This is a genomic window from Flavobacterium agricola (genome assembly GCF_025919725.1).
GTDB classification, from domain to species: domain Bacteria; phylum Bacteroidota; class Bacteroidia; order Flavobacteriales; family Flavobacteriaceae; genus Flavobacterium; species Flavobacterium agricola.
Window position 1 is genome coordinate 1,095,678 of the sequence record NZ_CP081495.1, and the last position, 16,644, is coordinate 1,112,321.

At 34.1% G+C, this 16,644-nt stretch carries 8 protein-coding genes; 6 read left to right on the forward strand and 2 right to left on the reverse strand.

The features are described 5' to 3' along the window. The first annotated feature begins 167 nt into the window (after positions 1-167). From K5I29_RS05485 to K5I29_RS05510, 6 genes are all read left to right on the forward strand, one after another. Positions 168-1,589 (forward strand): L-serine ammonia-lyase, encoded by a 1,422-nt coding sequence (locus K5I29_RS05485; protein ID WP_264434896.1) that lies wholly within the window; start codon positions 168-170, stop codon positions 1,587-1,589. Positions 1,590-1,711: 122 nt separating this feature from the next. Beyond that, entirely contained in the window at positions 1,712-2,530 is an 819-nt protein-coding gene (gene panB / locus K5I29_RS05490; protein ID WP_264434897.1) for a 3-methyl-2-oxobutanoate hydroxymethyltransferase, read from the forward strand. A 171-nt stretch (positions 2,531-2,701) separates the two neighbouring features. After that, positions 2,702-3,013 (forward strand): hypothetical protein, encoded by a 312-nt coding sequence (locus K5I29_RS05495; RefSeq protein WP_264434898.1) that lies wholly within the window; start codon positions 2,702-2,704, stop codon positions 3,011-3,013. 54 nt (positions 3,014-3,067) lie between these two features. Next, a complete protein-coding gene (locus tag K5I29_RS05500) occupies positions 3,068-4,162 on the forward strand; it encodes an efflux RND transporter periplasmic adaptor subunit (RefSeq protein ID WP_264434899.1) in 1,095 nt (364 codons plus the stop codon). Positions 4,163-4,191: 29 nt separating this feature from the next. Then, a complete protein-coding gene (locus K5I29_RS05505; RefSeq protein WP_264434900.1) occupies positions 4,192-7,314 on the forward strand; it encodes an efflux RND transporter permease subunit in 3,123 nt (1,040 codons plus the stop codon). Beyond that, positions 7,301-8,749 carry a TolC family protein gene (locus K5I29_RS05510; protein ID WP_264434901.1) on the forward strand — a complete coding sequence of 483 codons (1,449 nt, stop codon included), beginning with the start codon at positions 7,301-7,303 and terminating at the stop codon, positions 8,747-8,749. The genes K5I29_RS05505 and K5I29_RS05510 overlap by 14 nt, the downstream gene beginning before the upstream one ends. A gap of 214 nt (positions 8,750-8,963) precedes the next feature. Here K5I29_RS05510 and K5I29_RS05515 read toward each other — a convergent pair whose 3' ends face one another. Both K5I29_RS05515 and K5I29_RS05520 read right to left on the reverse strand, forming a co-directional pair. Then, positions 8,964-9,512, reverse strand: a complete 549-nt coding sequence (locus tag K5I29_RS05515; protein WP_264434902.1) for a hypothetical protein — start codon at positions 9,510-9,512, stop codon at positions 8,964-8,966. A gap of 12 nt (positions 9,513-9,524) precedes the next feature. Further along, entirely contained in the window at positions 9,525-16,505 is a 6,981-nt protein-coding gene (locus K5I29_RS05520) for a hypothetical protein (protein WP_264434903.1), read from the reverse strand. Between the last annotated feature and the right edge of the window lie 139 nt (positions 16,506-16,644).

Below are 16,644 nucleotides of genomic sequence, written 5' to 3' on the forward strand. Positions count from 1 at the left end.
CTACAATGCAGTATTAGCAACAATTATGCACAATTAGTAAGGCTATATAAATTTTAAATCTAATTTTTAACACAAAGCATATATTCTAAACAAAAAGTAAAAATTATTTGAAATTAGCCAACAACCCACTATATTTGTTTATAACAACAATCTCAAATTATAGTAAAATGGAATGCATCTCTGTTTTTGATATGCTTAAAATTGGCATAGGTCCATCTAGTTCTCATACTTTAGGCCCGTGGAGAGCAGCTGAAGTTTTTATTCGTGAACTAAGAGAACGCGATTTGTTAACTAAAACTAACAAAATTCAAATCGATTTATACGGTTCTCTTTCTTTAACAGGAATTGGTCACGCTACCGATTTAGCTGTTATGCTGGGATTAAGCGGTGCTGATCCGGAATATATTCCGGTAGAAAGCATTGATATAATCATATCAGCCATTAAAACAAAAAAAGAATTATACCTAGGTAACGATCATATTGTAAGTTTTGATCCCGAAACCGATATTATTTTTAATAAAAACTTTTTACCATTTCATGCCAACGGATTGCGCTTTACTGCATATACCACAGGCGAAATTTACGAATCGTATTTTTACAGTATTGGCGGTGGATTTGTTATTAAAGAAGATCAAGACAACTCAGCATCTAATTCGGCTGCTAAAAGAGAATTTCCTTATCCAATTGACAAGGCAGACGAACTATTAAAATACTGTTTATCAAACAACAAAAAAGTTTCTGAAATTGTATACGAAAATGAACTTTCATTGCGTAGCGCTGAGGAAATTGATAAAGAATTAATGCGCGTGTGGAATACCATGTTAGAATGTATTTACATTGGTTGCCACACCGAAGGAACCTTACCAGGCGGATTAAATGTTAGACGCCGTGCGTACGACATGCACAAATCGTTAATTGGTGTTTTACCATATGACGGCATGAAAGATTGGGTACATACCATTAGAAAAACTGAAGTTAAGTTTAGACAAATTTTAAAATGGGTAAGCTGTTTTGCTTTAGCAGTAAACGAGGTAAACGCATCTTTAGGACGTGTGGTAACAGCTCCAACAAATGGTAGTGCGGGTGTTATTCCTGCGGTATTGATGTATTATTTAGTAATCGAAAATCATCAAGCAACCGAAAAAGAAATAAAACAGTTTTTATTAGTTGCTGGCGAAATTGGCAGTATCTTTAAAAAAGGAGCAACTATTTCTGCAGCTATGGGTGGTTGTCAAGCCGAAATTGGCGTTTCTTCTGCTATGGCAGCAGCAGCACTTTGCGAATTAATGGGTGGTTGTCCGGAGCAAGTTTTAATTGCTGCCGAAATTGCTATGGAGCATCATTTAGGTTTAACTTGTGATCCAATCGGTGGTTTAGTACAAATTCCTTGTATTGAGCGCAATACCATGGGCGCTATAAAAGCTATAAATGCGGCAGAATTAGCCTTAGAAACAGATCCGAGAAATGCAAAAGTTCCTTTAGATAAGGTAGTAAATACCATGTGGATGACAGCCAAGGATATGAACAATAAATACAAAGAAACATCAGAAGGTGGATTGGCTGTGGCCGTTAATCTTTCCGACTGTTAATAATATACTAAAAAACCCAAAAAGAACGTCTTTTTGGGTTTTTTTAACATCAATTAGTATCGAATTAATTTTCAAATAATAAAATTTACATAACTTTACGACAAGTATAAAACTATTTCCAAATGTCTGTAGCAAAAAAAGATTACAAAGTAGTGACAACAAAATCACTAATTGACATGAAAGCGAACGGAGAAAAAATCTCTATGCTAACTGCCTATGATTATACCATGGCTAAAATTGTTGACTCTGCAGGGGTTGATGTAATTTTAGTTGGAGATTCTGCAAGTAACGTAATGGCAGGTCATGAAACTACTTTGCCTATTACTCTAGATCAAATGATTTATCATGCCTCATGCGTAGTTCGCGGAGCTAAAAGAGCATTAGTTGTGGTAGATTTACCATTTGGAACATATCAATCAGATTCAAAAAAAGCTTTAAATTCTGCCATTCGCGTAATGAAAGAAAGCGGTGCTCATGCTTTAAAATTGGAAGGCGGAAGCGAGATTAAGGATGGCATTAAAAAAATATTAGGTGCTGGTATCCCAGTAATGGGACATTTAGGCTTAACCCCACAATCAATTTATAAATTTGGAACCTATACTGTAAGAGCTAAAGAAGATGCAGAGGCAGAAAAATTAATTGAAGATGCAAAAATGCTTGAACGTATTGGATGTTTTGGTATTGTTTTAGAAAAAATTCCGGCTAAACTTGCTGAACGTGTTGCTAAGGAAGTTAATATTCCAATAATCGGTATCGGTGCTGGTGGCGGTGTTGACGGACAAGTTTTGGTATTACACGATATGGTGGGTATGAATAATGAATTTAGTCCTAAGTTTTTAAGACGCTACTTAAACCTTTACGACGATATGTCTAAAGCTATTGGACAATATGTTGATGATGTTAAAACGCAAGATTTTCCAAATAGTTCCGAACAATATTAATTTTTTAACGTTAAAGCATTAAAAAATTAAAAAAATCACAAAATAAACACATTACATCGGCTTTCTTTAGTAAATAAATAATAAAATTATATATTTGCAACTTAGATTGTTACACTAATTATTCTTGTTTTGAAAAGTTTAAAGTACATCATTTATATAATAATTACTTTTTTGTCTGTTACCTCATTAATAGCAAAAGAAGAAATTGCTGTACTTTTTCCAGAACAAGAAACCACACATATTATTGTTCCTAATTTCAGTGCTGATTTTACAGAAGCACCAGAAAACGATGTGATACAAAATATAAGGCGTTCTTGTGTTACCAAACAAGACGCCTTTACTAAACTTTTAAACCAATCCCCAACTTCATCTGGTTTAGTAATTTCTAACCTTCACGCTAAGGAAATTTCTGAGTATTTTTTATTGCTTTTTTATAAAACGCATGAAGAAATAAACTTCCTCCATCTTTTTAAATTATACTAAATTGAAACTATTTATTACAAATAACACTTAATTTCAATACTATTATTTAAAAAAATGATCCAAAAAAATATAAAAAGTATCTTTTTTGTAGCACTTGCTGCTACAGCATTTTCTTGTTCAAGCAAAAATGAAAACCAAACAACTGAACAGAAAGAATACCCTGTAATTTCAATAGTTCAACAAGATACTATTGTTAGCAATCAGTTCGTTGCTGATATTCAAGCTAAAAAAAACGTAGAAATTAACAACCGTGTTCCTGGTTTTTTAGAGCACATTTATGTTAATGAAGGACAATTTGTAAAAAAAGGGCAAAAGTTATTTAAAATTAACGATGCCGAGTTACAAATGGTTCTATTAAAAGCTAATGCAACCTTTCAACAAGCTGAAGCTGATGTTCGCATTGCCAAAGTTGAAGTGAATCAGTTACAAATCTTATTTGATAAAAATGTTGTAGCTGACAATGAATTAGAAATGGCAAAAGCAAAACTAGCAGCTGCACAGGCAAGGTTAGCACATGCTGATGCGGCACGTAAAGCTGTTTTACAAAAAATTGGTTTCACTAATATTGTTTCTCCTTTTGACGGAGTAATTGACCGTATTCCTTACAAAGAAGGAAGTGTAGTAGCAGAAGGAACTTTGTTAACTACAATTTCTAACTTAAGTGAAGTTTACGCATATTTTTCAATTCCAGAAAACTTATATTTCGAATTGATGTCGAATAACAAAATGGGTGCACATCAAAAAATTGAACTTGTTTTACCAAACGGCGCAGTATATAACCACGATGGTACCCTACAAACAGCAGAAGGAGAAATTGACAATACAACAGGTGCAATTCAATATAAAGTTGCGTTTCCTAACCCAGATAGCTTTATTAAACACGGTACTTCGGGTAGATTAATTATTTCTGACAAACAGGAAAATGCTATTTTAATTCCACAAAAATCTACATTCTCAATTCAAGACAAAACGTATGTTTTTGTTGTAGATAAAGAGAATAAAGTTAAAATGACACCTATTACCATTGGTGCAACCCTTTCGGATGCTTATATCATTACCGATGGAATCAAACCAAACGATGTAGTTATTTACGAAGGAACTCAATCTTTACGTGACGGTGATGTAATCGCTACTAGATCAATAAAATAAATATAAAAACTCCAAATTAAAATTTTCTCATGGTAGAAATGTTTATTCGACGAAAAGTACTTTCGCTCGTAATCTCAATATTTTTTGTGCTTTTGGGGCTTTTAGCTATTTTTAATCTCCCAATTACACAATTCCCAGATATTGTACCACCTTCTGTATTGGTACAAGCTAAATATACAGGTGCAAATGCCGAAGTTTCGACCGATGCAGTTGCATTACCTTTAGAACGTGCTATTAACGGTGTTCCTGGTATGACATACATGTCAACAGTAACTTCTAATGATGGAGTAACCTTAATTCAGGTTTTCTTTGAAGTAGGTACCGATCCAGACGTAGCAGCCATTAACGTACAAAACCGTGTAACCACCGTATTAGACGAATTACCGGAAGAAGTTATTCGTGCCGGGGTTACGGCAGAAAAAGAGGTAAACAGTATGTTAATGTACTTGAATATTACAAGTACGAACGAAGATCAGGACGAACAGTTTATTTTTAACTTTACAGATATCAACATTTTACAAGAATTAAAACGTATTGATGGTGTAGGTCGTGCTGAAATTATGGGGCAAAAAGAATATTCTATGCGCGTGTGGTTAGATCCTTATAAAATGGGAGCTTACAACGTATCTGCAGACGAAGTTGTTCAGGCCTTACAAAAACAAAACATTGCTGCTGCACCAGGTAAAGTTGGTGAATCATCAGGAAAAACATCAAGCCAATTACAATATGTGATTAAATATTCGGGTAAGTTTTTTGAACCTCAACAATACGAAGAAATTCCGATTAAAGCAGATGTTGATGGAACAATCTTAAAACTAAAAGATATTGCTAAAATCGAATTTGGCGCAATGAGCTACGGAATGGTTTCTAAAACAGACGGACGCCCATCAGCATCAATCATGATGAAGCAAAGACCAGGTTCTAACGCATCTGACGTAATTGCTGCTGTTAAAGATAAAATGGCTGAATTGAAAGAAACATCTTTCCCTCCAGGCGTGGAATATAGCTTAGCTTATGACGTTTCTCGTTTCTTAGAAGCATCTATTTCTGCAGTATTAGTAACTTTAATAGAAGCGTTTATTTTAGTTGCTATTGTAGTATTTTTATTCTTACAAGATTGGCGCTCAACATTAATTCCTATTTTAGCGGTACCCGTATCGTTAATCGGAGCATTTTTCTTTATGCAAATGTTTGGGTTCTCAATCAACTTATTAACCCTTTTCGCTATGGTACTAGCCATTGGAATTGTGGTCGACGACGCCATTGTTGTGGTTGAGGCCGTCCACGTTAAAATGGCCGAAGGTTTAAATGCTTTACAAGCAACATTGGCAGCAGCTAAAGAAATTGCCGGTGCAATTTTAGCCATAACCATTGTAATGGCAGCGGTATTTATTCCGGTAGCATTCTTAGATGGACCAGTTGGTGTATTTTATCGCCAATTCTCTTTAACGCTGGCTTTCAGTATCATGATTTCAGGTATTAACGCATTAACGTTAACCCCTGCCCTATGTGCTATTATTTTAAAACCGCACGAACACAAAGAAAATGACAAAAAGAATTTCTTAGACCGTTTCTTTGAACGTTTTAATAGTGGTTTTGATAAGCTTACAAACAAATACACTGCATTCCTATCTAAATTTTCAACAAAAAAATCTTTCACAATTGGTGTTTTAGTATTGTTTGTTGGTTTAGCTACCATTGCTTCAAAAATTCTTCCAACCGGATTTATTCCGTTAGAAGACCAAGGAATGGTTTATGTAAACGTAACAACACCACAAGGAGCTACTGTTGAAAGAACCGAAAAAGTTTTAGATGAAATTACGAAAATAACCGATTCTATTGATGCGGTAGAAAGTATTACAACTTTAGCAGGTTACAGCATTGTAACAGAAATTGCTGGTGCATCATACGGTATGGGAATGATTAACATGAAAGATTTTGGGGAACGCGATATAAGCGTGAACGATTTAATTAAAATCTTAAATGAAAAATCAAAAAATATTTCTGACGCTCAAATTGAATATTTTGCTCCACCAACAGTACCTGGTTTTGGTAACACCAGTGGATATGAATTACGTTTATTAGACCGTACTAAAGGAAGTATTACTAATACCGACCGAGTAAATAAAGAATTTATTCAGGCTTTAAATGAAGCGCCAGAATTACAAAACAACTTTTCATCTTTTGATGCAACGTATCCGCAATATTTAATACATATTGATTACGATATGGCTGCGAAAAAAGGAATTTCTGTTGATAATGCCATGTCAACCTTACAAACCATGTTAGGTTCTTACTACGCAACAAACTTTATTCGTTTCTCGCAAATGTATAAAGTTATGGTACAAGCAGGTCCTGAGTTCAGAGAAAATCCAGAAAGCTTACTAAACTTTTATTTAAAAAATGACAAAGGTGAAATGGTACCTTTATCAACTTTTGCAAGTTTAGAACGTGTTTATGGACCTGAGGTTTTAACGCGTTACAACATGTATATGTCAGCCATGATTAATGGTGAACCGGCAGAAGGTTACAGTTCGGGTGAAGCTATTGCTGCTATTGAGCGAGTAGCTGCCGAAAAATTACCTCGCGGATTTAGTATAGAATGGTCAGGAATGACACGTGAAGAAATTTTATCAGGTAACCAAACCGTTTATATTTTCGGGTTAGTATTGGTATTTGTTTACTTATTATTAGCAGTACAATACGAAAGTTTTATTTTACCAATTCCGGTATTATTACCATTACCAATTGGAGTATTTGGTGCTTATTTATCTTTATTATTGGCTGGGTTAGACAACAACATTTACGCACAAGTTGCCATGGTTATGCTCGTTGGGTTGCTCTCTAAAAACGCCATTTTGATTGTAGAATTTGCTTTAGCAAGACAAAAAGAAGGTTTAGATATTGTTTCTGCTGCGATTGAAGGAGCACGCGAACGTTTACGTCCGATTTTAATGACATCCTTTGCTTTCATTGCCGGATTAATTCCGTTATGTATGGCAACAGGTGCAGGCGCTGTTGGTAACCGTTCCATCGGTGTTGCGGCAGCAGGTGGAATGTTAATCGGAACATTATTTGGATTGATTATAATTCCAGGATTATATATCATTTTTGCTAAACTTGAAAATAAAAAATACAATGAAACAAACTAGTTCTAAATTATTTTATATCGGATTAATTGCTACTACCATTGTTTCGTGTTCAGCGCCCAATGTGGCAAACAAACAACAGTTAAAAGCAGTACCTACAACCGTAGATAATGATACAATTCAGGGTGAAAATGTTTTCGAAAGCTTATCACTTAAAAGCTATTTTGAAGATCCACATTTAGTTAATTTATTTAACAAAGCTGTTGTAGCAAATCCTGATTATCAAATTACACAACAACGCATTCAAATAGCGAATGCGTTTTTAACCAAAGCCAAGTTATCTAATTTACCATCGTTAGAAATCGGTGCATCGGCTTCTGGAACACATTACGGTAAATATACCATGGATGGCGTGGGTAATTATGATACCAACTTGTCTCAAAACATTACTGAGCAACAAAAAATCAATCGTGATTTTACTCCAAATTATTGGTTAGGAGCACAAACATCTTGGGAAATTTTTGCTTGGGGAAAAGTTAGAAATCAGAAATTAGCGGCAAAAAAACGTTATTTTGCAACTACTGAAGGTATTAAACTAACACAGACTTTAATTTTTACAAATATTGCTAACTTATATTACCAATTGGTAGCGTTAGATAAAAAATTAAATATTTACGAAGAAAACTATAAAATTCAAGAACGTGCGCACGAAATTATTACGGCACAACGTGTTGCAGGTAAAGCAAACGAATTGGCAGTACAGCAATTTAACGCACAAGGGAATAATTTATTAGCTGAGATTGAACGCATCCGTATTGAGGTAATTTCTGTTGAAAAAGCATTATCATCTTTAATTGGTGAATACAACGGTACGATTGAGCGCGGAACTAAGTTATCTACAAATTATTTAGAAATATTGAATCAAAACATTCCTGCTGAAACGGTTATTCATAACCGACCAGATGTAGCAGAAAGTTTTTATAACTTTGAAGCTTCGCAGGCAGATTCTAAAGCAGCTCGTGCAGCCTTTTTTCCTAAAATAGAAATTAGCGCATCAATCGGTCAAAACTCGTTTAATACCGAAACGTTTTTTAAACCAGCATCGTTAGCTACCAATTTGTTAGGAAACTTAATGATGCCAGTATTTAATAAAGGACAAATTAGATACCAATTTAAAGTTGCCAAAGCCGATCAGGAAATTGCATTTTTAAACTACCAAAAAAGCGTTACAAATGCGTATAACGAACTTTCTGAATTGCTAAAGCACATTGAAATTTATGACAAGGTTTTAAATCTGAAAAAAGAAGAAGTTACGTATTTACAACGTGCAGTTGGTGTAGCTAATGATTTGTATTTAACCGGATATGCAAATTATTTAGAAATTATTAATTCGCAAAAAAATCAACTTCAATCTCAATTAGATTTGGTTGAAATTCAATTAAAAAATACACAAACAAACATTTTACTGTTTAAAGCTTTAGGCGGATCAGTTAATTAATAAAAAACTCCATGACAAAGTCATGGAGTTTTTTTTGTTTTTATATTATAAATTTTATTATTTGGAATATAAATCAAATCCTTTTTTACAAGGAAGATTAATTATCATCTAATATTGTTAATTTAAGTACGCGAATGTATAGAAAGAAATATGAAGCGTTTTTCTTTTATAAAAAAAACTCCTTGAGAAATAAATTCTCAAGGAGTTTTTAATTTTATTTCCAATGGCTCCAAACTACACCATCAAAAATTGCTATCATTTTGTTATCTGTATCGTAACAAATAGTTCCGGCAACGGGCTTTTCCATTGTTTTATGCGGACTAGCAACTTTAGGTAAAACCAAAGCTTTTGTTTCGGATTCTAAAACTACAACACCAGGTGCTGTTGAGGATTGATCGCCCAAAATTATTTTGTTTGCAGGATTTTCAACACCGTCCATAAACAAAGCTGGTGTGGTTGCTACAACCCCTTGAACCAAAACCTCATCAAAAGAACCTTCGTCTGTTAAAGATAACCATTGACCGCCAACTAATACTTTTACCTTTTTATCTTGACGATCTACTAAAAGTGAACCATCTACGTAATTTACAGAGGCTGCATCAATGTTAGCAATTGGTAAAACAATTCCTTTTAAGTTGTCCCCCTGTTTATCATCAAAATCTAAGATAACGCTTTCGTTGGTAACCAATTTTCCTATTCCTATTTGGGCAGAAGCACTTAGGTAGGAAAATATACTTATTAATACTATTAGTGAATATTTCATAATTCTATTTTTTTAAAGGGCACAATCTCGTTGTATACAAACCCATGTTGTACCATTAAATAAACTTAAACAATTTTCATTTGTATTATAAATCACCATTCCTTCTATTGGATTTGCAATTTTATCAGGAGTAGTTCTTGTAAGTACAAAGGCATTTTTAGTTGAGTTTATTACCAAGTATCCGTTTGGAACACTTGTTGGCCAGTTATTAAATTCTTGTATTCCGTTTACAGGCAATAAACTTATCCCTACTGATGATGGTTTAAAAACATTTCCTGTTGGAGTCATAGGTGGTTTTGTACAATATGTACAATATGGTAAAATTAATTCACCAGATTGTGACAGGTTTGCTATACAAATATCATCACTATCAATAAATACATCATAAGCAATAATTTGATCAGTAGGATCGGTAGTTAATGCATCAATATCAAAATCTGCTTTACTTGCCGATGCCTTTATTTTAAACTTAATTGTACTTACTCCAGCTGGTATTACTAAGCCTTCATAACTTAACAACTCATCAGTCAATGCTGTATTTAATGTTATTCCGGTAGCAGAAATTGAACCAGGTACTAAACTAAACCCTTCCTGATCAAAATCAAAACCTATTAAAGTATTTGTTAATGCAAATGCGTTTTTGTTGTTTAGCGTTAACGTAAACTCTAATGTTTGGTCTAAATTAAAACAGCTTGAATCTGCTCTTAAAGTTGTATCTAAACCTTCTGGTCTTGCAGAATTACTTGTTGCTACGGTAACCGTTTCTGGTAACCCTGTAAATCTGTCTGTACTTGGCAATGTTTCTGGGCCATTTGCAATACGATCATAAGTAATGCTTGATGTATTAATATAATTGCCAGCTGTTGCCGTATCTTCAAATTTTGCTGTTAATCTAAATACAAAAGATTGTGCGCCACCAGGAACCTGAATGTTTTGCAAATCAACTTTGCCTCCATTAAATAAAATATCATTTTCGCTTATAGCATCTGAATCAATAATTAATGAATTTGGATCCCAATACATACCTGCAGGAAGCTGGTCTGAAAAGTTTACCGGCTTAATACCACAATTTGTATTAATGATTTGGAAAACATAACTAACATCTTCACACAACTCTAATTCTTGAGTACCTTGTTTTGTAAAAATTAACCCTTCATCATTTGGCTCTGGTAATGGAGCAACTTTAACACAAGTAAGTTCCATTGGGCCAATACCAATACGTTTAGTGTAATTATTTGTTGGGCCATCAACTGCATAAGTAATTTCAATACGTTCAACTGGCTGATCAAAATGAATCAACATACGTCCTCTTTGATTGGTATACCCCACTCCACCAGAATAACGTTCTCCTCTCGCTTTTGCTTTACCATGAGCTTGAGTTGCGTTTGATGTACTACTACTATAACTACTTCTATCAGGGAATCTACCATAAACATAAGATACTTTAGGTGTTATTGCCCCAGTACCACAATAGCCTTTTACAATAACGTCGTCTAAATTGTAAGCACCCGTTCTGTCAATATTAAAAATTTCGAAAGTTGTTGATGCAGAAATAGGTTCGTTAGTTGCATTGGTAAAATTAATATTGGTTGTTACAGCTGCAATTCCACCTCTATCAAGGCGTAAAGTATTTGAAGATCCGGTACGTGGATATCTGTTACGTAAAACATTAGATGCATCTGTAACATTAACATTTACCATGAAATCATCTCCTAAATCAATCGATCTACTTTTTTCTCCTGGGGTTGGCCAATTTACACGTCTAAAATCAAGTTTTTTAGTACCAGTAAATTCACAACTTTCACAAATACCTGGTATATTTTTTGCGGCAAATGTAAAATAGGTGTACTTATCAGTAAATGTATATGTAAATTGATGTTCTCCATTTACAAAACTTCCTGGAATAATTTGATCCCACTGATTACTTTGTAATTTATCAGGTGTATCAGCAACTAATAAAAATACTTCAAAACCATCGCCTTGATATAAAAAGTCAGCACCACCTGCTCTAAGAGTAACTTTTTGGGTTGGTAAGTTTGTTTTTTCCACCATCCATACTCTTTCAATTTTACTACTAATTTCACCACATATTGTTTGATCATTAGGATCATAATTTATTGATTCATTTAGAGGCTTGTTATTATTACCCCAAAATAAAGCACTAAAATCATTTGTTAAAGCCGATTGATTATCATTACAAACTTGATCACCAGCAAACATGGTTACAATTGATTCTTTATCTGTAGAACGAGCTATATTAATATGTAACCCAGCATTATCATCACGTATTAAACCTGCCACATTATGATGGAAAGGTACATTTTTAGCATCGGTTCCATTCCATACAATCCTACCGTCAGAAAGTTTATAGTCGAAATTATCTGTTCCATTAACGTTCTTAAGAGTAATTGCATACTTTGATCCAACATAAGAACGTATAGCCTCTTGTTCTGCACTGGTTAATGTACGGTCAAAGAAAAACACTTCACTTAATAAACCTTTAAAAGATGCATCATTAATACTTGCTCCTCCGATGGTTCCACCACTAGCTAATCTAAATCCGGTACCAAAGTTAAATCCTCCATCTGCAACATCTGAAGTTTGCCCAAAATCGTGAGTTGCAGTACCTCGAATTGTTCTGGTACCACTTTTTGTATTAATCATTTGAAAAGCAGTTGCCCCTCTTTCAAATCCAGGTGTATCTCCATTAACATTAGTTTCTCCTGCTCCATCATTACGCAATCTTCCTGCGCCGTTAGGTGGGTAAAAGCCCATAGCTGGATAACGAGTAATAGCAGAGTTTGGAACAACACCACCAAAACCGTGCGTATAATACCTTGTACCACCAGATTCGTATGAATTGTAAACGGTAAAAGTAGTAAACTCATCAGGAGTATTTACTGCCATTGGTGCGGGATTACGCAAATCTCCATAAATTGCTAAATACGATGATTGAGAAAACTCAACAGCTGGTCTAAAGTTCATTAACGGGCTACAATCAATGTATTGAGGATACTGTTTTCCGTTAAGTTGAACTGCATCGTAAGAATAATCCTTTCCGAATGGAGAAACATCACGCCATACATTAACATTTTTATTTCCTGCTAAATCAATGTTCTCAGTATTAGCAACTAACCAAACACTTAAGCCATCAATAACGCCACCTGGCCCTACAGCATAGGTAGCAAAACCAACATAATCGCCAGAGTTGATTTGTAAATTTTCAACAATATTTTCTTCAGAAACAGGATATACATTAGTACTTTGTGGTGCAAAAGTTGGATCAGAAGAGACAAGAACATACATAGCTCCAATATTAACAGCCATATTGATGGCTTCAAAATTATTAGTATTTTGTGCTTTTAATGTGTATCTGTGTCTTGCATTGATGCGCTCTGTTATTTTTGCATTAGCAAATTGTGCATCAACCTCATATTCGTACTTTTCAAAACCTTTTCCATTATTGTTACCAAAAAGTAAAAAACTTTTGTCTGAAGCTATTGAACCAAGGTTATCACGATTTAAGTTTTCAAAATTACCGATATATGCAGTAATTCTTCCGTCGTTATAACTTCTACTCTGTTTCTGGTTTAAACCAGATAAATCATCACGACCAATACCGAAAACGTTATTATTATATCCTGTATTTGCAGTTGCATCCCAGATAACAGTATTATCTGAAGCTAGATAAGTAGAAGTGTTTAAACCATCTTCAGCAAATAAAGTAATTCCGTACTTTAATGACAAATACGAATTTACTTTTTGTACATCAGTAGCACTTGGACTTCCCGTACCAAGTGGAGCAGAAAGTACAATTACCTCACTTACATCTCCATTAAAAGGATAATATGTACCTGATCCATTTTGGTCTCCAAAAACCATTTGGCCAGCTGTAGCACTAACTCTAGAAGCATTTGCAAAAACATCTAATTTACCATTAGCATAAAGGTAAGAGTTAAATCCTGCACCTGTTTTGTTTGGGTTAAATGCCGCACTAACAGCTGTAGTTTTGTTGCCAAACGCTATTGTGTTATGATCTCCGTTACTGTATAACCATGGAGATTGATTACTCCAACCGTAACTATTATTCCATGTACCTCTATTAAATGTAAATAAAACACCCGTTGTATTAGCTTCAGAATGATTTGTAGAAACATGATATATATAATACTCTTTATTAGCCTGAGTTAAGTTTGTATCATTTATAAGTGAGTTTCTGTTTATAAGCACCCTTGGATAAAAATTCAATCCATCATTCACAAAAAACTTTGGTGAACTAACTATCCCATTTTTCTTAAAATCTCTAGAATACAGCGACTGATCGAACCATAAATTTAAGTTAGCCCCATCATTCAATGCAATATCTTCGGCTTTTAACCAAAGCTCAACATCAAACTGCGATCCGCCGGGTGATTTTCTATCTAATACAAATCCAATATAATCGTTATCATTTAACTCAACGTCTTTAGCCACACCGTTAACTACAGGATATAATCTAGTAGCTCCTGGATCAAAAGCTTCTGAACTTGAAACTAAAATATATGGCACAGCAGCCAAATCGTTAGCTAATTTTAAATTTATAGGCCCTATTCCAGTTCCTGTTTTATTTACACGTAAGGTACGTTTATAACGTTCAAAAATGTCTTTAGTAATTGTTGTTCCGTTCGCATAAGTAGTATTAGCTAATTGGCTGTATGTTTCTCCGCCTATTAAGCCATTAGATCCAAATAGTAAAAAGTTATTGTCAGCAACAACTGAGTTATTATTTAAATTTGCTTCTTCTAAATTACCCAAATAAGCAATTACTGAATTGTACTCGTAGTTTGTTGCTTGTTTTTGATATAAACCAGAACCGCTATCTCGTCCTAAACCAAAAATATGCTGATTATGAGTTTTTATTGTTTTTCCGTGCCAAATAACAGATCCGTCTGATGCTAAATACTCAACACCAGTTGCTGCATTATTATCTTCAGGAAGCAATGTTATACCATATTTAATAGCTAAATACGAATTGATTCGATGTACAAAATTATCATCTAAACTTTCTGTATGAGGAGTTGAATACACCAAAACCTCGCTAACATAACCATTTAAAGAATATGCACTACCTGTATCTCTGGCTCCTAATACTGGAATATTAGTCCCTGCATTTAATCTATTATCAGCAGAGTTGAAAAGCTGTTTTATTCCTGAAGAGAAAACCGCCGCTTCACTTGTTGTTTTATTTGGAAAGTAACCAACATTGATTCCAAAAAGTTTACCATTATTATTACCATCTCTATCAGATCCACTATAAACCCATGGATGCGCAGGGGTTCCACGCCAACCGGTTGATCCAACTGTTGTATTTCTTAATGAAAAAACTGTTTGATTTCCATTAGCTTCTGTTCTAGAAACTGTAAATACGTAGTAAGATCTATTTGCATCAACTAAAACATCTTTTCCTACCAATTTTGTTCCGTTAGATTCAGAAAAGTCAACTTTTGGATTAAAGTTCATTCCTCCTTGTATATCAAAAACGGGGATGTCATTAGTTCCATTTTTTACAAAATCATGGACATTACCAGATACATCATACCAAATATCAACATGTTCAGTATTTTCTAAATCAATTTTTGTTGCATCTAACCATAATTCCGCTTTAATATTATTAGTTGCAAAACTTCCCCTTTGTAAGCCAAAACCTACAAAGTCACCATCGTTTATTGCAACATTAGCAACAATACCATCTTCAACCGGATAAAAGCGAGTTGTTCCTGGTATAAAATCTTCGGTTGTTGATACCAATACAAATTGTACTTGGCGCATTTGTCTGCTTAATTTAAAATTTACAGTACCAAATCCATTGGTATTTTGTGCACGTAAAATTTTTAAAGAGCGTTTGTTAACTGGTGATGGTAAATTACCATTCAAATAAGTTGTATTTTCTGGATAGACATAATCCATATCTCCCCCCTGACCATTTGAACCAAGCAATAAAAAGCTTTTATCTGTTGTAATAACGCCATTATTAGCATTATTTAAATAACTTAACTCATCAATAAAAACAGTTATTCCGGGCTCTTTAATACTTTCAGCTTGTTTTTGATTCAGTCCTGATGCGTCATCACGTCCTAATCCAAAAACATTTGTATTATATGCTGTATTAGCAGATGCATTCCAAAAAACAGAATTATCTGATGCTAAATAGTTAGAAACAGATGCCCCATCTAAACTTTTTAAGGTTGTACCGTACTTTAATGCTAAATACGAATTAACTTTTAAAACGTCTGCATCATTAGGTGCACCAGTACCCTTTGGTGCTGATAAAACTATAATTTCATTAATATCGCCATAAAAAGGCCAGGATGTACCTGTATTTGTATTACCAATAATCATTCTATTGGTTGAAGATGTACTAAAAACTCTACCTGTATTGGTAAATACATTCTTTACCCCATCTACATACAAATAAGTATTCGTGCTACTCTGATTAGGAGTAAATGCTGAATTAATGCTATATGGTTTACCAATTCCCAAAGTAGCATCTCTATCTCCTCCAGAATACAACCAAGGATGGGTAGTTAAACCTCGCCAACCATAACTATTGTTTAACTCTTCATTAAAAGATAAAACAGCAGCTGTTGTTGTTGCATTACTTTTAGAAACATGATATATATAATACTCTTTAGTATTATCCATAATATTAGTTGGACCTATCAATTTTGTATTATTTTCTGAAAGATGTAACCTAGGATAATAATTCATCCCATCAAAAAACAAAACAGGAACAGGTTGCGTACCGTTTTGTGCAAAACTTCTACCCTTACCAGAAGCATCCTGCCATTGGTAAACGTAAGTACTATCTGCAGCAGGTACGTTTTCAGCTTTTAACCAAAGCTCTACCTCCAAACTCGTTCCTCCTGGTTTTTCTTGTGCATTCGCTAACATAGAAAAGGCAAGAAAAAACAAGAGCCCAAGCCATTTTTGGCATCTATAATGTTGTTTTTTCATAAATAAATAGTAATATACTGTTAAATGGTTCTAAAACACTTAACGTTTAACAAACTTAATTAGTGTACATTACCATAAAAAATCATTAATTATTTGTTACGCTCGGTATTTTATGAAATAACATTACTTTTGTAAAACA